Origin of the sequence: Nocardia sp. NPDC005825 (assembly GCF_040630175.1) — a bacterium.
Taxonomy (GTDB): Bacteria; Actinomycetota; Actinomycetes; order Mycobacteriales; family Mycobacteriaceae; genus Nocardia.
Map to the genome: position 1 here is coordinate 166,212 of NZ_JBEXXC010000005.1, position 19,026 is coordinate 185,237.

At 65.8% G+C, this 19,026-nt stretch carries 24 protein-coding genes; 2 read left to right on the plus strand and 22 right to left on the minus strand.

Annotation, left to right across the window (positions count from 1 at the left end; translation table 11 throughout):
• Window positions 1-24: 24 nt before the first annotated feature.
• The 4 genes from ABZ382_RS15870 to ABZ382_RS15885 form a co-directional block, all read right to left on the minus strand.
• Window positions 25-513, minus strand: a complete 489-nt coding sequence (locus ABZ382_RS15870) for a YbaB/EbfC family nucleoid-associated protein (RefSeq protein ID WP_357089079.1) — start codon at window positions 511-513, stop codon at window positions 25-27.
• A 6-nt stretch (window positions 514-519) separates the two neighbouring features.
• On the minus strand, window positions 520-834 hold the full coding sequence (locus ABZ382_RS15875; RefSeq protein WP_357089080.1) for a hypothetical protein: 315 nt from the start codon (window positions 832-834) through the stop codon (window positions 520-522).
• 111 nt (window positions 835-945) lie between these two features.
• A complete protein-coding gene (locus ABZ382_RS15880) occupies window positions 946-1,740 on the minus strand; it encodes an ESX secretion-associated protein EspG (RefSeq protein WP_357089082.1) in 795 nt (264 codons plus the stop codon).
• Complete coding sequence (locus ABZ382_RS15885; protein WP_357089085.1) at window positions 1,737-3,854, minus strand: hypothetical protein; 2,118 nt, start codon at window positions 3,852-3,854, stop codon at window positions 1,737-1,739. Before ABZ382_RS15885 ends, ABZ382_RS15880 begins: the two co-directional genes overlap by 4 nt.
• A gap of 114 nt (window positions 3,855-3,968) precedes the next feature.
• Here ABZ382_RS15885 and dtd point away from each other — a divergent pair, with 114 nt between their 5' ends.
• On the plus strand, window positions 3,969-4,412 hold the full coding sequence (dtd, locus tag ABZ382_RS15890; RefSeq protein ID WP_357089088.1) for a D-aminoacyl-tRNA deacylase: 444 nt from the start codon (window positions 3,969-3,971) through the stop codon (window positions 4,410-4,412).
• 17 nt (window positions 4,413-4,429) lie between these two features.
• Here the strand turns inward: dtd and ABZ382_RS15895 are convergent, their stop codons facing one another.
• From ABZ382_RS15895 to ABZ382_RS15965, 15 genes are all read right to left on the minus strand, one after another.
• Complete coding sequence (locus ABZ382_RS15895; protein ID WP_357089090.1) at window positions 4,430-5,248, minus strand: SDR family NAD(P)-dependent oxidoreductase; 819 nt, start codon at window positions 5,246-5,248, stop codon at window positions 4,430-4,432.
• Window positions 5,249-5,329: 81 nt separating this feature from the next.
• On the minus strand, window positions 5,330-6,832 hold the full coding sequence (locus ABZ382_RS15900; protein ID WP_357089093.1) for a YncE family protein: 1,503 nt from the start codon (window positions 6,830-6,832) through the stop codon (window positions 5,330-5,332).
• A gap of 108 nt (window positions 6,833-6,940) precedes the next feature.
• The gene (gene map, locus ABZ382_RS15905; protein ID WP_357089095.1) at window positions 6,941-7,741 is read right to left on the minus strand and encodes a type I methionyl aminopeptidase; all 801 of its coding nucleotides are present in this window, start codon (window positions 7,739-7,741) and stop codon (window positions 6,941-6,943) included.
• Complete coding sequence (locus ABZ382_RS15910; protein ID WP_357089098.1) at window positions 7,742-8,287, minus strand: adenylate kinase; 546 nt, start codon at window positions 8,285-8,287, stop codon at window positions 7,742-7,744.
• On the minus strand, window positions 8,284-9,603 hold the full coding sequence (gene secY / locus ABZ382_RS15915; RefSeq protein WP_357089100.1) for a preprotein translocase subunit SecY: 1,320 nt from the start codon (window positions 9,601-9,603) through the stop codon (window positions 8,284-8,286). The genes ABZ382_RS15910 and secY overlap by 4 nt, the downstream gene beginning before the upstream one ends.
• 152 nt (window positions 9,604-9,755) lie before the next feature.
• Window positions 9,756-10,199, minus strand: coding sequence for a 50S ribosomal protein L15 (gene rplO / locus ABZ382_RS15920; protein WP_357089102.1), 444 nt, complete (start codon window positions 10,197-10,199; stop codon window positions 9,756-9,758).
• A 2-nt stretch (window positions 10,200-10,201) separates the two neighbouring features.
• Window positions 10,202-10,381 (minus strand): 50S ribosomal protein L30, encoded by a 180-nt coding sequence (gene rpmD / locus ABZ382_RS15925; protein WP_040804320.1) that lies wholly within the window; start codon window positions 10,379-10,381, stop codon window positions 10,202-10,204.
• A gap of 1 nt (window position 10,382) precedes the next feature.
• Window positions 10,383-11,027, minus strand: coding sequence for a 30S ribosomal protein S5 (gene rpsE, locus ABZ382_RS15930; protein WP_357089105.1), 645 nt, complete (start codon window positions 11,025-11,027; stop codon window positions 10,383-10,385).
• A gap of 31 nt (window positions 11,028-11,058) precedes the next feature.
• Entirely contained in the window at window positions 11,059-11,466 is a 408-nt protein-coding gene (gene rplR / locus ABZ382_RS15935) for a 50S ribosomal protein L18 (RefSeq protein WP_357089108.1), read from the minus strand.
• Between the two features lie 3 nt (window positions 11,467-11,469).
• Window positions 11,470-12,009 (minus strand): 50S ribosomal protein L6, encoded by a 540-nt coding sequence (gene rplF / locus ABZ382_RS15940; protein WP_357089111.1) that lies wholly within the window; start codon window positions 12,007-12,009, stop codon window positions 11,470-11,472.
• A gap of 14 nt (window positions 12,010-12,023) precedes the next feature.
• A complete protein-coding gene (rpsH, locus tag ABZ382_RS15945) occupies window positions 12,024-12,422 on the minus strand; it encodes a 30S ribosomal protein S8 (RefSeq protein ID WP_213558035.1) in 399 nt (132 codons plus the stop codon).
• Window positions 12,423-12,651: 229 nt separating this feature from the next.
• Window positions 12,652-13,431, minus strand: coding sequence for a hypothetical protein (locus tag ABZ382_RS15950; RefSeq protein WP_357089114.1), 780 nt, complete (start codon window positions 13,429-13,431; stop codon window positions 12,652-12,654).
• Between the two features lie 96 nt (window positions 13,432-13,527).
• Window positions 13,528-13,989, minus strand: coding sequence for a PPOX class F420-dependent oxidoreductase (locus ABZ382_RS15955; RefSeq protein ID WP_357089117.1), 462 nt, complete (start codon window positions 13,987-13,989; stop codon window positions 13,528-13,530).
• A 74-nt stretch (window positions 13,990-14,063) separates the two neighbouring features.
• Complete coding sequence (locus ABZ382_RS15960; RefSeq protein ID WP_357089119.1) at window positions 14,064-14,816, minus strand: helix-turn-helix transcriptional regulator; 753 nt, start codon at window positions 14,814-14,816, stop codon at window positions 14,064-14,066.
• A gap of 63 nt (window positions 14,817-14,879) precedes the next feature.
• Window positions 14,880-16,673: an alpha/beta fold hydrolase gene (locus tag ABZ382_RS15965; RefSeq protein ID WP_357089122.1), complete on the minus strand. Its 1,794-nt coding sequence runs from the start codon at window positions 16,671-16,673 to the stop codon at window positions 14,880-14,882.
• Between the two features lie 521 nt (window positions 16,674-17,194).
• Here ABZ382_RS15965 and ABZ382_RS15970 point away from each other — a divergent pair.
• Complete coding sequence (locus ABZ382_RS15970; protein WP_357089125.1) at window positions 17,195-17,803, plus strand: hypothetical protein; 609 nt, start codon at window positions 17,195-17,197, stop codon at window positions 17,801-17,803.
• A 149-nt stretch (window positions 17,804-17,952) separates the two neighbouring features.
• Here ABZ382_RS15970 and ABZ382_RS15975 read toward each other — a convergent pair whose 3' ends face one another.
• The 3 genes from ABZ382_RS15975 to rplX are packed head-to-tail and all read right to left on the minus strand — an operon-like array spanning window position 17,953 to window position 19,024.
• A complete protein-coding gene (locus ABZ382_RS15975; protein WP_029923637.1) occupies window positions 17,953-18,138 on the minus strand; it encodes a type Z 30S ribosomal protein S14 in 186 nt (61 codons plus the stop codon).
• A 3-nt stretch (window positions 18,139-18,141) separates the two neighbouring features.
• Window positions 18,142-18,708, minus strand: a complete 567-nt coding sequence (gene rplE / locus ABZ382_RS15980) for a 50S ribosomal protein L5 (protein WP_040855261.1) — start codon at window positions 18,706-18,708, stop codon at window positions 18,142-18,144.
• Between the two features lies 1 nt (window position 18,709).
• On the minus strand, window positions 18,710-19,024 hold the full coding sequence (gene rplX / locus ABZ382_RS15985) for a 50S ribosomal protein L24 (RefSeq protein ID WP_357089127.1): 315 nt from the start codon (window positions 19,022-19,024) through the stop codon (window positions 18,710-18,712).
• Window positions 19,025-19,026: the final 2 nt, after the last annotated feature.

Here is a 19,026-nt window from a genome sequence, read left to right on the forward strand (position 1 = left end):
GCTAACCCACCGGTAGAGGCGGTGTCACCATCCGGAATCGGTGGCCCCACCACGATTTCGCCGCGCGTCATCCGAATCCGGGTCCGCCGCACGACGTTCCGGCGCCTTTGGCGGTGCGGTCGACACCACCGGCGGTTCCGGGATCCGCAGCGCCTCCGACAGATCCGGCATGTCGGGCACCAGCTCCGACAGCCTGGGCAGCCGATTGCGGTTCTGCGACACCGGGGCCATGATCTCCCGGCTGCGCCGCGCCACCTCGGCCGACGCCTGCTGCGCCGCCTCGGTCACCGCCTTGGCGATCTCCTGATAGTCGAGATCGTCTATGTCCGAGGCGAATTTGGTCTCGATCACCGTGCCATCGGCATTGACGGTGACCGTCACCCGCTTGCCGCGCACGCTCGCGGACGCGGTGATCGCCGCCCGCTGCTGCTGCAACCCGGTGATGGTGCGCATCTGATCGCGGAAGTCGTCGAGAATATCCGAGAAGTCGGCCTTGGCCCGTTCATTCACCATGATCGGTCACTCGAACCCGTCGCCGTTGCCGTGATCCATCTTCTTCAGCTCCGCAGCGGCCTTCAGCTGGCCGTCCGAGAAGTTGCCGAAGGTGCCGGCCATATTGTCGGCGCCCTCGATGATGTTCTTGCGGCTGGCGAGATAGCCCTGCTCACCATTGGCAAAGTTGCCGCCGAGCGTGTCGTCACCCCAGGGCGTTCCCCGCCCGTCGGCCGCGGAAGTCAGTGTGCTCACGACCTTTTCGATGCCGTCGCGCACCTTGTCCGTCCGACCAGCCGCTTTGGTCAACAGATCCTCGTAAGCTTCCAGCCGACCGCTCATGGGAAGAAACCCTGTCAGGCGTTGGCAACCAGGTAGTAGCCGGAAGCTGAACGGCGAGTGCCGATTCCAGTGGGGGCACGGCGGTGCGGAACTGCCGCGCCCCTACCTGAATCACACGAATTCGTCCTGTTCACCACGGGATTCCATATGCTCGAGAATCCGCGCGATGCTGATATCGATGTAGCCCGCGAGCTTTCGGCCGTCCATACCGATCGCGAACTTCGACTCCTGGTCGTGATCGATCACATAGCGTCCGTCGCCGGGCAGGTCCCGCCACTCCAGCCGCGACATGGCGACACCTCGCGGACCGTACTTCGACCGCGCCTGCAGGATTTGCATCCGCCCGGCCCGATCGGTCGGGCTCGACAGAAAACGCAGGCCGGGCGTCTCGACGGATTCCTCGAAGCTGTCGAAGGCCGAAGCACGGGGCGCCTCATAGGGATCCACGGCCACCTGCTCGTCCACGATCGGGATCGCGGGCGACCGGCCGCCCGGCACCTCCGGAAGCTGCGCCACCAACAGCTGTGCCAACTCCTCCGGCTCACACTCGATCAGCGTGACGCCGGTACTGTGCTCGAGCGACTCACCGGGCTGCTGCACGAGCACACAGGCGCGGCGACCACGACGGACCCCGTGCACCCGCACATACGCCTCCGGGTTGTCGAGGTCCGCATCGTTCCAGCCGTACACCACCACCATCACCTCGGGGTTGGCGACCGCTTCGAACACCGGGCGGAAGGTCGAGTCGAGTCGTTGATCGAGCTCGTCCTCCGCCGCCCACAGCTGCCGGCGATATTCGTCGGCATCACTTGTCCGGCAGGTGTACACGAACGGTGCGGGCGTCGAACCCTCCCGATACCGATTGCACAGCACCTTGAACTCGAGGTCGGTGAACTGCCAGGTCATGGCTCGACCACCGCGGGCCCCTCAACGGCCGGCGCGGCCGGATGCGCGATCTCGCGGAAGAAGTCCACCACCTCGCGCACCGGGTCGGCACCGGCCACGGACGCGGACGTGGCCACCGCGCCCTCGGCGGACCCTGCCGCCACACCGGCCTCCGGCATCACGAAACCGCTGTCGACACCAGCCCGCGGGCCGAACAGATTCGTCAGACCCCCGAACGGATCCGCCATCGCGTGACCCACCATCGGGGACGCCGCGGCACTGCCCATCCGAGCGGTGTCGCCGGGCAACCCGGCCGCGGGGGCGGCGGGCGCCGCAGGCGTGTCCGGGGTCAGACCGAGCAGGTGGGACAACTGCGACAGCTTCGTCGGGTCCTTCTCGATCGCCGCGAACGCGGAGGTCACCTTGTCCTCCGGCACACCCAGCAGATTCGCCAGCGTGGACATGTCGCTCGAGTGCACGGCGGCCTGCAACTGCTGGACCAATTGCGGCAACTGCTGAGAGAGCGTCGAAATGCCTTGGGTCATGCCCGAAGCCAGCTGAGTCAGCGCACTGGTCAGCTGCGACGTGTCGGAGTTGCCCGAGCCGCTCGGTGAAGTGCCCTGTGGCGTATTCGTATTGGGGTTGCCGCCGTTGCCACCGGAGCCGTTCGGGTTCGAACCGTTGGGGTTGTTCCCATTCGGATTCTGCTGATTCGGGTTCTGCTGGTTCGGCTTCTGCTGGTTGTTGTTGCCGTTCTTATCGTGCTTGTCGTTTTTGTTGTGCTGGTCGTTCTTATTGTGTTGGTCGTTCTTCTTGTCGTGGTTGCCGTTCCCGCCACCCTGGTTGCCGCCACCCTGGTTGCCACCACCCTGGTTGCCACCACCCTGGTTGCCACCGCCTTGATTGCCGCCGCCCTGGTTGCCACCACCCTGGCGATCGCCGGGCTTGTCGCCCGATTTGTCCCCAGGCTTATCGCCCGATTTGTCCCCAGGCTTATCGCCGGGTTTGTCCCCAGGCTTATCGCCGGGTTTGTCCCCAGGCTTATCGCCTGGTTTATCGCCGGGCTTGTCCCCAGGCTTGTCTCCCGGCTTATCCCCCGGCGGGTTGACGACCGGCCAGGGCCCATCAACCGTTCGCGGCGACGGCACGCCGGGCAGTGCGCCGGCGGTGTGGTCGAGGCCGTGGCCGTAGTGCTGCTCGTAAAGGTCGCGCTTGTGCTCGAGACTCTGATCGCCGACCGCGCGATCCGGATCCGGAGGTGTCGGGCTCGTCGGCATCACATGTTTGGTCCACAGCATCCAGCGGCTGACGTACCTCATGACTTGGGCCGAATAGTCGAGAGTGTCGATCATGGGCTGGAAGTCCTCGTAATAGCGCTGCACCGCACTCTGCGCTCCCGCGGCGCCCTCACCGTGCCACTCGCCCTGCAGCCCCTGCACCTCGGTCTTGAAGTTGTTGAGCGAGGTCTCGACGCGCGACTTCAACAGCTTGTACAGCTCATACGCGTTGTTGTAGGGGTCCGGGGACAGCGAGGTGCCGAGCGAGTACAGCATTCCCCATTGCATGAAGTTCTTGGTCTCCGCCGTGACCGAGACGGGATCCTTGGCCTTGCCCTTGTCCCCGACCCAGTTCTTCAGCTTGTCCGGGTAGTTGTCCTCGGCGGAGCTCTCGCCCGCATAGGGCGATGACTTGTGGGGAATGTCGATCTTCACGTCTTTCGACTGATCCTTGGCGGGACCGTCCGGCGCTTTGGTGTTCAGGCGGCCCAACACTTCCGCGGACAGGTGGTCGGTATTGACGTAGGCACGGCCCGCGGCGTTGAACGTCTCGATCATGTCCCGCAGGATCGCGACGTGGGTGGTCATCGCGTCCGAGTAGTGCTCGCCCATCTTCCCGAGGGCCGCGGCCAGCTTGCGCCCCGAGTCGAGATTGCCGATGTTGCCGACATATTTGAGATTGCCGTCGATGATCCCCTGGTAGTACAGCAGCTCTTCGATCAGCTTCGCCGCGGCTTTCGCGCCCTTCTCGGCCGCGCCCGGCTCGAACTCCAGCTTGCCGGTACCAGCCTTCTCCCACAGGCTCGGAAAAGCCGTGTGGTCCTTGCCCTTGTACTTCTCACTGTTGTCAGGTGCCATCGTTAACTACTGTCCACTCCGCCTTTGCCCGCTGAAGGTTCCAGCACAGCCTACGTTCGTGAACTCGCCATGGCGCGCAATGAAATTCACGGTCGGTCTGCCAAGATGGTTGCCGTGCGGATACTGGTGCAACGGGCGAGCGCGGCGCAGGTAACGGTGGACGGCGAGGTGGCCGGGCGGATCGATCCCGCCGCGCACGGTGCGCCGCACGGACTCGTGGCGCTGGTGGGGGTGACGCACACCGATACCCAGGCCACGGCGAAGGCGCTGGCGGACAAGCTCTTCCGGCTGCGGATTCTCGAGGGCGAGAAGTCCGCGGCCGATCTGGGCGCGCCGGTGCTGGTCATCAGCCAGTTCACGCTCTACGCCGACACCGCCAAGGGGCGGCGGCCGTCCTGGAATCAGGCCGCGCCCGGCGCGGTCGCCGAGCCGCTCGTGGAAGTTTTCGCCGCGGCGCTGCGCGAACTCGGCGCGACCGTCGCCACCGGTCGTTTCGGCGCGCACATGCACGTCGAACTCGTCAATGACGGTCCGGTCACGCTGTTGCTGGAAGGTTGACCTCGCGCTGACCCGGGTCAGCGGAGCCAGTGGGAAGTGATGCCCGCGACGATGGAGCCGTCCAGATCCGAGAGACTGGAGGCGACGAAGGAGCGGGCGTAGTCCGAGGTCTGCCAGCGGAAGACGATCGGATAGGCGGTGAGGGCGGACATGACCACGGCGGCCACCTGGTCGGCGGTCTGGCCGGTGGAGTAGGCGCTGCGCGTGCGGTTCATGTAGGCCTCGAGGGCGGAGGCGTACGGGCCCGCCTCCGCGATCGCGGCCGCCGGATCGATGTGCGCGTTGGCGACGAATTCCGTTGTCACCGCGCCGGGTTCGATGATGCTGACGCCGACGCCGACCTTGGCGGCCACCGGTTCCAGGCTCTGCATGAAGCCCTCGACGGCGAACTTCGCGGCACAGTAGGCCTCGTTGAAGGGCTGGCCGACCGCGCCGCCGACACTGGTCACCGTCACCACGTGGCCCTTGGTGGCGCGCAGGTGCGGCATGGCCGCCTTGGTGACCTCGACGACGCCGAAGTAGTTGACGTCCATGGCGCGGCGGATCTCCGACATCGGGAGATGCTCGATCGTGCCGAACACCGAGACGCCGGCATTGTTGACCACGGCGTCCAAGCGGCCGTAATCGGCGACGACGCCGTCGATGCACTCGGTGATCGAGGCCGAATCCGTCACATCGAGTCGGCGCACGTCGGCGCCGGTTTCGAGCACCGGGCCCGCCTTGTCCAGGTTGCGGAGAGTCGCGACCGTCCGGTACCCGGCCCGGATCGCCGCCGCGGCGACCGCCAGTCCGATTCCGCTGGAGGTCCCGGTGATGAGAACAACCTTCTCGGCCATTGCCCCATAGAACCAGGACGCGGGCCCGTCCCCCGGCCGCCACGCCCAACCGGCGGGCCCGCGCCCGGCCCGCCGGCCGGGCTACTGCGGGGGTGGAATGAACATGACCGCGCCGGCCACGAAGGCGTAGACGGCACGCGATTGCGGATCGACAGCCGAGCCCACGAGCATCTTCACGCCCATCCCGATCGAGGCGTCGCTCAGGCGACGTTCCGCGAGTTCGACGGTCAGCAACTCGTAACCGTCCCGGCCACTGTCGGCGACATAGGCGACATGGCGCACGGGATCCACACCGATCGAACCGGACGCACCGACCACACGAAGGGTGGCGGCGACCTCCCGAGTCGCGGTATCCGCCAGACGGATCGCGTCACTGCCGACCAGGACGAGAGTATTCGCGGTGAAATCCGCCGCGATCTCGACCGGACCCTTATCCGGGACGGTGATCTGTCCCGCAACCTGATTCGATGCCAAGTCGACCACGATCACGCCGTTCTCGCTCCCTCGCACCTGGTCGTAGCGCGACCCCGCGACATAGGCGACCCGGGTGGCCGGATCGATCAGCACCTGCCCGGCGGACATCCCGAGCTCCAACGACGCGACCACGGTCGCGGACCGCGGATCGATCACCGAAAGCGTCGCTGCCGCATTGACGTTCACCGTCTTCGGGTCCAGCTGGTACCCGAGGAACCGCTCATTCGTGACGTACACCAGATGGGTGCCCGGATCGACCGCCACACCCCGCCCTTCCGAACCGGTCTCGATCGTGGCGACCACGCCGTTCGTCGTGGTGTCCACCACCCACAGCACGGCCCGGATCGCGGCATGCGCATGACCCCGATCGCCCTGCCCCGCGACGTACAGCCGGTGCAGCTCCGGATCGAGTGCGATCCCCACGATCTCGTCCGGGAAGGAAATCGTGCTGACCACAGTGCGATTCGCGGTATCGACCACCGCCACGGACTTGGCCATATCGTCCGCCACGTACAGCCGTCCGGCCGCGCTGTCGACCACCCCCTGCTTGGATCCCGCCTCACGCCCTACCGGGACCGTGGGGTAGTCCGGCGCGGCCCGCCGGTCACCACCCCCCAGGGCGACCACGGCTCCGACAGCTACCGCGATGACCACCAGGACCGCGAAAATGATCAGCGGGAGAATCGAACTCGACTTCGGCCGCCCCACCGCGGTCGTCGGCGCCAGGGCCGCGAACGGAACAGACTGCGGCACTGTCTGTTTCACACGCTGATCCGCGCATAGTGGCCGAAATGCCTGCTGTACCAGCGGATTATGCGCGGCAAACCCCGCGAGATACAGCGCATGAAGGTCGTTCGGCGAGGTGATACCGGCGCCGCGCAGGACATCGACCGCGGCGCTCACCACCGGCGGCAGGCCCGGCTCCGTCAGATCCGCGGCGGAAACCGGTGGGAGGTCGCGAGAATCGACCACCCGGGCCGAGCCATCCGCCGACGCCGTCAGTAGCGCGACGGTCAACGCCGCCGAACCGAAGTCGACCACCGCGATCCGCGAACCCGCCGGGGCCGGAGCGATTCCGGCGGCCGGGCCGGACACACCGACACCCGTCAAGACAATCCCCTCCCCTGGACCACTGCGAACCCGATCGTAACCCGCACAAACGACCGCACCCGCCTCGGCGGGGCCGAGGCGGGTGCGGAAGCGGATTGCGGCGGAGGGTTACTCCGGGCGGAGCGTCAGGATGCGGGGACCGTTCTCGGTCACCGCGACCGTGTGCTCCCAGTGAGCGGCGCGCGAACCGTCATCGGTGACGACGGTCCAATGATCGTCCAGCTCATGGGTTTCCGTGGTGCCGAGGGTGAGCATGGGCTCGATGGCCAGGACCGAGCCGACGCGCAGCTCGGGGCCCTTGCCGGGAGCGCCCTCGTTCGGCAGGAACGGGTCCATGTGCATCTCACGGCCGATGGCGTGGCCGCCGTAGCCGGAGACGATGCCGTACTTACGGCCGTGCAACTTCTCCGCGGCGTAGGTGCCCTGCTCGATGGCGTGCGAGACGTCCGAGAGCCGGTTGCCGGGGATCATGGCGGCGATGCCGGCCTCCATCGAGAGCTTGGTCGCCTCGCTGAGCAGGCGGTCCGCCTCGATGATGGTGCCGACGCCGAAGGTCCACGCCGAATCGCCGTGCCAGCCGTCGAGAATGGCGCCGCAGTCGATGGAGACCAGATCGCCCTCGGACAGGATGTCGCCCTTGGACGGAATGCCGTGCACCACACGGTCGTTCACCGACGAGCAGATCGAACCCGGGAAGCCGTGGTAGCCCTTGAACGACGGGATCGCGTTGGCCTCACGGATGACCTGCTCGGCCACCTCGTCCAGCTCCAGGGTCGAGACCCCGGGCTTGGCGGCGTCGCGCACCGCCACCAGCGCGCGGCCGACGATAGCGCCGGCCGCCGCCATGGCATCCAGTTCACCGGCGGTGCGGAAAGGCACCACCCGCTTGCTCTTTCGGCCGAAGACCATTCAGCGACCCAGGGCCTTCAGCGCGGTCGCGTTGACCTCGGCGATATCGCCGACGCCCTCGACCGACACAACCTGGCCGTCGTAGTGCACCAGCAGCGGCTCGGTCTCCTCGCGGTAGACGCGCATGCGGTTGCGGATGACCTCTTCGGTGTCGTCGCCGCGGCCACGGGCCAGCATGCGCTCGACCACCACGTCCTCGTCGACCACGAAGGACAGCACGGCGTCGAGCTCCTTGCCCATGCCCTTCAGCATCTTCTCCAGCGCCTCGGCCTGATCCACGGTGCGCGGGTAGCCGTCCAGGATGAAGCCGTTGACGGCGTCCGGCTCGGCGATACGGGCCTCGACCATGCGGTTGGTCACGTCCGACGGCACCAGGTTGCCGGCGTCGATGTACCCCTGGGCTTCCTTGCCCAGCGCGGTCTGCTGGTCGATGTTCGTGCGAAACAGGGCTCCAGTGGAGATGTGCGGAACACCGAGCTTTTCCGACAACAGTTCGGCCTGGGTGCCTTTACCGGCGCCGGGCGGTCCGAGCAGTACGAGTCTCACTTCAGGAACCCTTCGTAGTTTCGGTTCATCAACTGGCTCTCGATTTGTTTCACGGTATCGAGGCCGACGCTCACAATGATCAGCACCGCGGTACCACCGAACGGCAGATTCGTCACGCCGCCGGAGGCTCCGATGCCGAGGAGCAGGTTCGGCAGAACAGCGACAGCACCGAGGTAGATGGAGCCGGGGAGGGTGATCCGGCTCAGGACATAGTTCAGGTAATCGGCGGTCGGCTTGCCCGGCCGGTAGCCCGGGATGAAGCCGCCGAACTTCTTCATCTCGTCCGCGCGCTCCTCCGGGTTGAAGGTGATCGCGACGTAGAAGTAGGTGAAGAACACGATCAGGGCGAAGTAGATCGCCACGTAGACCGGGTTGCTCGGGTTGACCAGATACTTCTGGATCAGCTCCTGCCACTTGGCCGGATTGCCCGTGCTCTTCTGGGTCAGCTGCGCCAGCAGGTTCGGCAGGTACAGCAGCGAGGACGCGAAGATCACCGGGATGACACCCGCCTGGTTGACCTTCAGCGGCAGATAGGTCGAGGAGCCGCCGTACATCTTCCGGCCGACCACGCGCTTGGCGTACTGCACCGGAATCCGGCGCTGGCCCTGCTCGACGAAGATGACGCCGACGATGACCACCAGGGCGGCCGCGCAGACCAGGGCGAAGATACCCACGCCGCGGCTGTCCCAGATCATCTTGCCCTCGGAGGGGATACGGGCGGCGATACCCGCGAAGATCAACAGCGACATGCCGTTACCGATGCCGCGCTCGGTGATCTGCTCGCCGAACCACATGACCAGGGCCGCGCCCGCGGTCATGACCAGCACGATGATGATCATGCCGAAGATAGAGGTGTCGTCGAGAATGTCCTTGGGGCAGCCACGCAGCAACTGACCGCGGGAGGCGAGCGCGACCAGACCGGTCGACTGCAGGATCGCCAACGCCACGGAGAGATAGCGCGTGTACTGGGTCATCTTGTTCTGACCCGCTTGGCCCTCTTTTCGCAGTTCCTCGAACCGCGGGATCACGACGGTCAACAGCTGGATGATGATGCTGGCCGTGATGTACGGCATGATGCCGATCGCGAACACGGACAGCTGCAGCAGCGCGCCGCCGGAGAAGAGGTTGATCAGCTGGTAGATACCGGCGGAGTCACCGCCGTTGACCAGATTGACGCACTCTTGAACGTTCTTGTAACTGACGCCCGGCGAAGGCAGTGACGCACCGAGCCGGTAGAGCGCGATCAGTCCCAGCGTGAAGAGAATCTTCCGCCGTAAGTCCGGGGTCCGGAAAGCCGACACGAAGGCGGAAAGCACAGATCCTCCTGGCTAACGACATAGGTCAGGCCACGGATTCAGCGAGGGAACGCCGAGAACCATGACGGTGTTGGCAGACAACACTTGAACTTTAACAGCGACACCGGGCGAGCTCGCGACTCGCCCGGTGCCGTTGCTACTTCAGGTTACCGTCAGGCCAGCTCGGTGGCAGTGCCACCCGCTGCGGCGATCTTCTCCTTGGCGGAGCCGGAGAACTTGTCGGCCGAAACCTGCACGGCCACAGTGATTTCGCCCTCGCCGAGCACCTTCACGAGCTCGTTCTTGCGAACGAGGCCGTTGGCGACCAGCTCGGCCTTGCCGATGGTTCCGCCCTGAGGGAACACGCGGGCGATGTCACCGACGTTCACGACCTGGTACTCGGTGCGGAACGGGTTGGTGAAGCCCTTGAGCTTGGGCAGACGCATGTGAATCGGCATCTGACCGCCCTCGAAGCGGACGGGGACGTTCTTGCGAGCCTTCGTACCCTTGGTACCGCGGCCCGCGGTCTTACCCTTGGAGCCCTCACCGCGACCCACACGGGTCTTCTCGGTCTTGGCACCCGGGGCAGGACGCAGGTGATGCAACTTGATGGTCATGCTTAGACCTCCTCAACTTCCACGAGGTGGCGCACGACGTTGATCAGGCCGCGGTTCTGCGCGTTGTCCTCACGCGTCACGGACTGGCGGATCTTGCGCAGCCCGAGGGTGCGCAGCGACTCGCGCTGATTCGCCTTGGCGCCGATGCTGGACTTGACCTGGGTCACTTTCAGCTGTGCCATATCAGACTCCCTGTCCCGCGCGCGCACGCAGCATGCCGGCCGGGGCCACGTCCTCGATCGGCAGGCCACGACGGGCCGCGACCTCTTCGGGACGCTGCAGCATCTTCAGAGCCGCAACCGTGGCGTGCACGACGTTGATGGCGTTGTCGCTACCGAGCGACTTGGCCAGAACATCATGGATGCCGGCGCACTCCAGAACGGCACGGCACGCGCCACCGGCGATCACACCGGTACCGGGCGAAGCCGGACGCAGCATGACGACACCGGCAGCCGCCTCACCCTGAACCGGGTGGGTGACCGTGGAGCCGATCATCGGAACGCGGAAGAAGTTCTTGCGAGCCTCTTCGACACCCTTCTGGATGGCCGCGGGAACTTCCTTGGCCTTGCCGTAGCCGACGCCGACGAGACCGTTGCCGTCACCGACGATCACGAGGGCGGTGAAGCTGAAGCGACGACCACCCTTCACGACCTTGGAGACGCGGTTGATCGCGACGACGCGCTCGAGCTGGTTCTTCTCGGCGGCATTGTCCCGACGATTGTCGTCGCGACGGCCGCGACCGCCACCACGCTGATCGCGGTTGTCGTTGCCACTGTTCTGTCCGGCGGGACCGTTGTTTCCGCCGTCACGCCGCTGACGTCCCGGCATCAGACGTTCCCTTCGTTCGCAGTGTTGATCATCAGAACTTCAGCCCACCTTCACGGGCGGCGTCGGCGAGAGCCGCGATACGGCCGTGGTAGTCGTGACCACCACGGTCGAACACGACCGCCTCGACGCCGGCAGCCTTGGCGCGGGCGGCGATGAGCTCGCCGACCTTGGCGCCCTTGGCGGACTTGTCACCCTCGAGCGCACGCACATCGGCCTCGATGGTCGACGCGGCGGCAATGGTCTTGCCGGCCGAATCGTCGATCAGCTGGGCGTGCAGGTGGCGCGCGGAGCGGTTGACCACCAGGCGCGGACGCTCGGTGGTGCCGACGACCTTCTTGCGCAGACGGAAGTGACGACGCGTCTTCGACAGGCGGCGCGAGGTCGAGGCGTCCTTGCCGATCGGCTTACGAGCGGCCTTCTGCTTTTCGGTTTGTGCCATGGCTTACTTACCCGTCTTTCCGACCTTGCGGCGAACGACCTCGCCGGCGTAGCGGATGCCCTTGCCCTTGTACGGATCGGGCTTACGCAGGCCGTGGATCACCGCGGCGATCTGGCCGACCTTCTGCTTGTCGATGCCGGACACCGAGAACTTGGTCGGGGACTCCACCGCGAAGGTGATGCCCTCGGGGGCGTCGACCGGAACCGGGTGCGAGTAACCCAGGGCGAACTCGAGGTTCGAGCCCTTGGCCGCCACGCGGTAACCGACGCCGAAGATTTCCATCTTCTTCTCGTAACCCTTGGTGACACCCTCGATCATGTTGCTGATCAGGGTGCGGGTCAGGCCGTGCAGCGAGCGGTTCTGACGCTCGTCGTTCGGGCGAACGACCTCGAGCTCACCGGACTCCGCCTTGACGACGGTGATCGGCTCGGCGACCACGTGCGACAGGGTGCCCTTGGAACCCTTGACCGACACGTTCTGGCCGTCGATGGTCACCTCGACGCCGGCGGGAACCGGGATCGGCTTCTTACCGATACGCGACATTGTTCCTACCTCCCTTACCAGACGTAGGCGAGGACTTCGCCGCCCACGCCCTGCTGCTTGGCCTGACGGTCAGTGAGCAGACCGGAGGACGTGGAGATAATCGCCACGCCGAGGCCGCCGAGCACCTTGGGCAGGTTGGTGGACTTCGCGTAAACCCGGAGGCCCGGCTTCGACACGCGGCGCACACCCTGCAGGGAGCGCTCACGGCTCGGGCCGTACTTCAGGTCGACGATCAGGTTCTTGCCGACGGGCGCGTCTTCGACACGGAAGTCGGCGATGTAGCCCTCGCGCTTGAGGATCTCGGCGATGTTCACCTTGAGCTTCGAGTGCGGCGCCTTCACCTGATCGTGGTACGCCGAGTTGGCGTTGCGCAGACGGGTCAAGAAGTCTGCGATGGGATCAGTCATGGTCATGTGTTTGACCGGTACCTTCCTGCCGCGGTTCCCATTCAGCACCGTCTGAGATCGGCGGTCGTGGGCCTACGACAATTGGGGCGGTCCAGCCGGGAACGCCCGACCGGATCAATCGCTTGCGCCCGGAGCAACGCCGCACGCGAGGACGCGTGCGGACACAGCTGTGCCCGAGCAACCGGTCTAGTGTAGACAACCCCTGATCAGCGACCAAATCGAGGTCCGCGTCACATCAACGGGGCGAACCGAGGCAGTAGACCTTCGGCATGATCTCGCCGGCCTGTTGATAGGAGTAGCTCGCGATCGAGCCCGCGACACGGTCGCAGAGGGATTTGTCGAAAACCGAGCTGAGGATCTTGTACTTCGCGTCGGGCGCGGTGCAGGCGGTGATCTCGACGTCGTTGGCGCCGGTCTTCTTCAGGCAGTCGCCGACCTTCGCGTTGTCGATCGTGCGGGTCGCGTCGGAATCCTTTGCGATCAAACAGAATACGATGCCGCTGCCCAGCGAGTTGATGCCCTTCTTGGACTTCAGGATGTAACTGTAGGTGGTCTGCGTGCCCGTGACCTTCTTGCACGCCGCTTCCGGCATGAAGCCGGAGGTGTCGATGCGGTCCAGGACTCGGTAGACGGCCGTGGCGTCGGCGCAGTTCGTCTTCGACGGATTGTTGTTGCCGGTGTCCGTGAGGCAATCACCCTTGTGCGCCGCGTTCGCGGCGTGGGCCGGATCCGCGCCCTTGATGCCCACGCAGATCGATCCGTCGCCCTTGTCGCTGTAGACGTATTCGGTGCCGGCGACGTCCACGCACTTGTCGTGGGCCTTGCCGGAGCCGGCGCGGTCCAGCACCACGAACCCGGCATCCGACGACGAGCACGACACCTTGTCGAAGCCGTCATCGCCCGCCTTCTTCAGGCAGTCACCCTGACTGACCCCGTTCACGGCGCCGTCGATCAGTCCGCACCCACCGGTGAACAATGCCAGTAATACAGCCGCCGCGGCCACGATCCAGCGCATACGGAACCCACCCCCGTTAGAAACCCGTCATTTCCGACGAAACGTCACGCTAGCGTGCGGGGGTCGCGACGGCCAATCCGCGCGGGCGCCAGGGGGTTACAGCACCCGGCCGTCGGGGAGGATGCCCGGGCGGAAGGGTTCGACGCCGACGGTGCGGTGGATGCGGTCGGGTTGGATGAGGACGGCTACCCGCTGTTCGCCGTCGATCAGCCAGGGGAAGGTTTCTTCGTTCAGGTATTTCCGGGCCAGGCGGTCCATGACGTGGACGGCTTCCTGGCCTTCGATGAATCCGACTGCGCGGCCGCGGATCTCGATGCGGTCGTAGGGCTGGTCGGGGTCGAAGCTGGACAGGGAGAGGCGGGGGTCGCGGCGGAGGTTCTGTTCCTTGATACGGCCTACGGACGTGTTCATCACGATGTGCTCTGTGCCATCGACGGTTTCCAGGCCGATCCACATGGGGGTGAGCTGGGGTGACCCGTCCTCGTTCAGTGTGCCGACCGTCCAGAAACGGGGCTCCTCGAGCCATTTGCGAACGTCCCCAACAACTTCGACCGGCATGCGCGTCCGTCCTTCCACTCGAGCGACCTCGAGTGTAGGTCGGGGAACGGGCGCGGATCGGGAATCTTCGCGTATCAGGTCGCGGGGGTGGTGGGAAAGCACATGGCCAGCCAGCCCGAGGCGGCGGGGATCAAGGACTCGCGCCACGCCGTCATGGTGGCGGTGGCCGGGGACCAGACGCGGCGATCGCTGTCGGGGCGGCGGACGTAGACGTCGCCGGTGGCCCAGAAGCGGCGGAAATCCGGGTGCCGGCCGGACAGCTCCCGGACGATGCCGGCGGTGACGGTGGTGTTCTCGGTGGCCCCGAGGGCCGGCGCGGCGACGTAATAGTGGCGCAGGATGCCCACCATGTACGCGGCCTCGGTCTGCCAGTCCGGGAAGACCAGCCGGGAACGGGGATCGCCGAACAGCCAGTGGGCGATGCTGGGGGCCTCGGCGATCCCGGGCATCAGGCGGCGGTACTGGTCGTTCGCGGCTTCCACGCCCCAATCCACCACCCACGCCGCGGGAATCGAGGTGAGCTGATCGAGCAGCGCCGACATGTCGGCGGCGGAGGCGGCCTCGCCGAGCGCGAAACCCGGGCGGCCGCCCAGGGCGCGCAGATGCTCACGCTCGTGCTCGTTGTCGCACACCGCGTCGGCCAGCGCCGACAACGCGCGGTCCCCCACACTGACCTTGTCGCCCTGCTCGAGTTTCTGCACGGTGCCGATACCGAGGTGGGCGTGCTGCGCGAACTCACGCTGGGTCCAGCCACGACGCAAACGCAGGCGCTTCACGAACGCCGCCAGCGTCGGCATTTCGACGTCGACCCCATTGTCGAACTGCATGTGTGAACCCTTTGCGGCCGTGCGAGATTGAGCTCCCCCGAATTGGGGGTAGAGCGCCCGACGCTACCACCAGGTTGGGACAGCTCCCGATCTTGCTCCTTGGATCGGCCGATTGACAGGATTGACCCTCGGTGGCGCCCTGGCCGCCATTGGAGGGGAGGGCCAGGTCGTCCCCGAATCGTGCGGGTCAACGGAGACCTGAACGCCGCGAGCCCCACCGAGCCGAACCTCGGTGCGGGCTCGCGGTCCAGTCCGGATCGAAACTAACTGCGCCGCCACCGATTCGAATCGGCCGCGCAATCGGTCACTGCGGGTGTCATATCTGCTATCGGCGACGCCCAGTGGCGGATATACGTGCCTACTCGAGGCGTGTGGTGGGGGCGCAGGTGCGGTCTTCCGCCGGGAAGGTTCCGTCGCCGAAGTAGCGTTGGTGGTGTCGAGGATGCAGGTGCTCAGGCCCGGGCGTAGCACCATGTGGATCCTGGTGTCGGTCAAGGTGATCAAGCGCGATCCCGACATTTGCTGGTGGAGTGCTACGGCCTGGGGGTAGGGGGTTCGGTTGTCGCCGGTGGCCTGCAGGATGAGTGCGGGAACGGCGGTGTCGACCACGGTGGGCGGTTCGGGGGGTGGTGACCAGAATGCGCAGGGTTGAATATTGTTGGCCAGTGCGGCGAAGATCGGCTGGCTCGGACGCGCCGCCTGGATCGCGTTCCAGTACCAGGCGGGGTCGGCGGGCATCGGTGCGTCCGCACACCAGATCTGCACCATGACCGAATCCTCCCCCTGCTTCTCGGCGTCGATCTGCTGGTGCAGCTGTGGGGGCACCTGCGGCGTGCGGCCGTCGGCCGCGTCGGCGACGGCCCGTACCGATGACGCCAGAGCCTCGTTCAATCGCGCGTCCCGCAACATCGTCCACAGCAGGTTCGGCAGGAGATGATCGTCGAAACCGAAGCCCTCGACCACGATCGGCGACAGTGACGCACGGTCGATCAGGTTCTCGACTCCACGACGTACCGCGGTCGCCGAGTCGCCGAGGTGGTACTGCTGGTCACGAGCGGCGACCCAGTCGGCCCAGTCGTCGAAGGCCGCTTCCACCGCCGGCCCCCAGTCCTGCTGCAACCCCAGCCAGTAGCGCCGCGGATCGATGGCACTGTCGAGCACCATGCGATCGGATCGATCGGGGAACAGCTGGGCGTAGACCGCACCCAGGTAGGTCCCGTAGGACACGCCGTAATAGCTGATGCGGTCCGCACTCAGTGCGGCACGGATCACGTCCATGTCGCGGGCGGTGTTGCGAGTGCTGAGCTGCCGCATCCAATCCCGATCGCCCACCTGGCAATCGGCGGCCAGCTGTGCCTGCAGGACTGTTTCGGCGACGAATCCGGGGAACCCGACACCGGCCGAGCGGATCGAGCCGGCGACCGGCCATCCGCACCGCTGGTGCCGCCCGGAACGGGCGACTCCCCGCGGGTCGAATCCGATCAGGTCGTAGCGGCTCAGCACATCCGGTTCGAGAACATCACCGACGAGATCGAACGCATCGATCCCCGGCGTGCCCGGTCCGCCCGAGTTGGTCAGCAGCACACCGCGACGGTGTGCCACGTCGCGGGCCGAGATCCGCGAGACGGCAATGGGGATGCTCGGCCCGTCCGGCCTGCCGTAATCGAGCGGCACGGTGACATCCGTGCAGGCCGCGCCCTCCGCCGTCAGGGCCGCATCCTCGCATGTACGCCAGTCCAGATGTTGCTGGTGAAAGCGCGCCAGCGGATCTCCCGGTTCAGCGCCCGCGACACCCGAAGCCGGGGCCACCGCGACCGCGAGCACGGCGACGATCACCGTCGCGACAACACCCCACACCTCATTCAGCGAACTTCGGGGGCGACGCTCGGGGGACGTGATCGAGCACGGATCTCCAACACCCACGAGGACAAGACCTTTCAGCAAGTCGAGATCGAATCGCACCGGGAGCCACTGCCAACCACCCAGCCGTGCGGAAATCAGGCCGGGTCAAACGCAAATCCGGACAATTCCGGGAAACCCGCGGAATTCTGTGTCTCGGCCATGTATTTCGCGGTCGGTTGGCGAATCGAGTGTAGCGTCCGGCCACGGATGGATGGCCGAGCGAAAAGTCGCGCCGAAACCGGTACCACCCCCTCAACACATCCGAAACCCCGCTCGCAACCACCCTTTTCGGATAAATCGTCACATTTAGTGCGCAGGCGCGGCAACGACCAAATCCGAACAGTTCAGTATTTCCGGACACCGTCGGCGATTAGGGTGCCCCACCGCGTGTGGCGTATCGCACACCGGCGACTTCGACGCCTAGGGTCTGGTGCGGTCCGCCCCATCAGGGGCAGCTGAGTGGAGGGATTCGAAGAGTGAAGTTCGAGAAGATCACCGCCGTCGTATTCATGGCCATCTCGGCCGTGGGTATTACTGCGGCAACCGCCCATGCGGAGCCGGCCGTCGCCGAGCAGCCGGCTGCGGCGGACACCATTTCCGGTGTCGATCATGAAATCGGCTACCAGATCACCATTTCGCCAGTCGACAAGGTCATCACCACCACCGTTCAGAATGGCAAGTTCGAGATGGCGCGGAACGGCGCGGTGGTGCTCGAGTCCGGCAATGGAGCGACGCTGACCGAAATGCCGCAACGGTTCGCCGTCGACGGGCGTTCGATTCCGCTCGTGCAGCACATCGGTGCGGACGGCCGCACCTTGACGCTGACACCGACCCCGACGGCGGAAGATACTGCGCAACTGAAGAACATCAGCTCCTACGACCGTCTGAAGGAACAGATCGACAAAAATCTGCCCGGCGTCGCCACCGGCGCCATTGTGGGCGGCCTCCTCGGGGCGTGCGTGTTCCTGTTGTGGGGGCTCACCATTCCCGTGGGTGCGCTGATCGGTGCAACCATCGGCGGATATGTGACAGGCGGCCCGGAGTTCCTCGACGCCGTCACTGCGTGGGTAACCGCCCAGCCGTAAAACCGGCAGGTGAGTAAGGGTCAACTGGTCGGGGTCGAGGAGCAGCTGCGAGAAATCGGGGTTGACGACAATGCCGAAAGCCCCCACCGGGTGCGAAACTCGGTGGGGGCCTTCGGGTGTGGAGTTGTCAGCTCACGAGGAGCTTCGGCTCACCAGGACGACTTGTGGACGCCCGGGAGCTCGCCGCGGTGGGCCATCTCGCGCAGGCACACGCGGCACAGGCCGAACTTGCGGTACACAGCGTGCGGACGACCGCAGCGCTGGCAGCGGGTGTAGGCGCGCACCGCGAACTTCGGCTTGGCGTTGGCCTTGTTGATCAGAGCCTTCTTAGCCATGGATCAGTTCTCCTTGAACGGGAAGCCGAGGGCCTTCAGCAGGGCGCGGCCTTCTTCGTTGTTGGTCGCGGTGGTCACCACGGTGATGTCCATACCACGCGGACGGTCGATCTTGTCGACGTCGATCTCGTGGAACATCGACTGCTCGGAGAGACCGAAGGTGTAGTTGCCGTGGCCGTCGAACTGCTTCGGCGAGAGACCGCGGAAGTCGCGGATACGCGGAAGAGCGATCGAGATCAGACGGTCCAGGAACTCCCACATGCGGTCGCCGCGCAGGGTGACCTTCGCGCCGATCGGCATGCCCTCACGCAGCTTGAACTGCGCGATGGACTTGGTGGCCTTGCGGATCTCGGGCTTCTGGCCGGTGATCAGGGTGAGGTCGGCGACCGCACCGTTGATCAGCTTCGCGTCACGGGCGGCGTCACCGACACCCATGTTCACGACGACCTTCACGACGCCCGGGATCTGCATCACGTTGGCGTAGTTGAACTCGTTGTTCAGAGCCGGCTTGATTTCCTCGCGGTAGCGGGTCTTCAGGCGGGGCTGAACCTTGTTCTCGGTAGAAGTCATCTCAGATGTCCTTCCCGTTGCGACGGGAGATGCGGACCCGCTTGCCGTTCTCATCGGTGCGGTAGCCCACGCGGGTCGGCTTGCCGTCGGAGTCGACGACCATCACGTTGGAGGCCTGGATCGGCGCTTCCTGAGTGACGATGCCGCCCGAGCTGGCGCCACGCTGGTTCGCGGAATCCGCGACGTGCTTCTTGATGCGGTTCACGCCCTCGACCAGGACCTTGCCGGTCGCCGGGAAGGCCTGGATGACCTTGCCCTTGGCGCCCTTGTCCTTGCCCGAGATCACGATGACCGTGTCGCCCTTGTGCACCTTCATGG

Bases quoted from the DNA above. Each gene is read 5' to 3' on its own strand.
- ABZ382_RS15870 (WP_357089079.1), bottom strand. From the start codon at position 513: ATGGTGAATGAACGGGCCAAGGCCGACTTCTCGGATATTCTCGACGAC.
- ABZ382_RS15875 (WP_357089080.1), bottom strand. From the start codon at position 834: ATGAGCGGTCGGCTGGAAGCTTACGAGGATCTGTTGACCAAAGCGGCT.
- ABZ382_RS15880 (WP_357089082.1), bottom strand. From the start codon at position 1,740: ATGACCTGGCAGTTCACCGACCTCGAGTTCAAGGTGCTGTGCAATCGG.
- ABZ382_RS15885 (WP_357089085.1), bottom strand. From the start codon at position 3,854: ATGGCACCTGACAACAGTGAGAAGTACAAGGGCAAGGACCACACGGCT.
- ABZ382_RS15895 (WP_357089090.1), bottom strand. From the start codon at position 5,248: ATGGCCGAGAAGGTTGTTCTCATCACCGGGACCTCCAGCGGAATCGGA.
- map (WP_357089095.1), bottom strand. From the start codon at position 7,741: ATGGTCTTCGGCCGAAAGAGCAAGCGGGTGGTGCCTTTCCGCACCGCC.
- rplO (WP_357089102.1), bottom strand. From the start codon at position 10,199: ATGACCATCAAGTTGCATCACCTGCGTCCTGCCCCGGGTGCCAAGACC.
- rpmD (WP_040804320.1), bottom strand. From the start codon at position 10,381: ATGGCACAGCTGAAAGTGACCCAGGTCAAGTCCAGCATCGGCGCCAAG.
- rpsE (WP_357089105.1), bottom strand. From the start codon at position 11,027: ATGCCGGGACGTCAGCGGCGTGACGGCGGAAACAACGGTCCCGCCGGA.
- rplR (WP_357089108.1), bottom strand. From the start codon at position 11,466: ATGGCACAAACCGAAAAGCAGAAGGCCGCTCGTAAGCCGATCGGCAAG.
- rplF (WP_357089111.1), bottom strand. From the start codon at position 12,009: ATGTCGCGTATCGGTAAGAAGCCGATCCCGGTTCCCGCCGGCGTCGAG.
- rpsH (WP_213558035.1), bottom strand. From the start codon at position 12,422: ATGACCATGACTGATCCCATCGCAGACTTCTTGACCCGTCTGCGCAAC.
- ABZ382_RS15950 (WP_357089114.1), bottom strand. From the start codon at position 13,431: ATGCGCTGGATCGTGGCCGCGGCGGCTGTATTACTGGCATTGTTCACC.
- ABZ382_RS15955 (WP_357089117.1), bottom strand. From the start codon at position 13,989: ATGCCGGTCGAAGTTGTTGGGGACGTTCGCAAATGGCTCGAGGAGCCC.
- ABZ382_RS15960 (WP_357089119.1), bottom strand. From the start codon at position 14,816: ATGCAGTTCGACAATGGGGTCGACGTCGAAATGCCGACGCTGGCGGCG.
- ABZ382_RS15975 (WP_029923637.1), bottom strand. From the start codon at position 18,138: ATGGCTAAGAAGGCTCTGATCAACAAGGCCAACGCCAAGCCGAAGTTC.
- rplE (WP_040855261.1), bottom strand. From the start codon at position 18,708: ATGACTTCTACCGAGAACAAGGTTCAGCCCCGCCTGAAGACCCGCTAC.
- rplX (WP_357089127.1), bottom strand. From the start codon at position 19,024: ATGAAGGTGCACAAGGGCGACACGGTCATCGTGATCTCGGGCAAGGAC.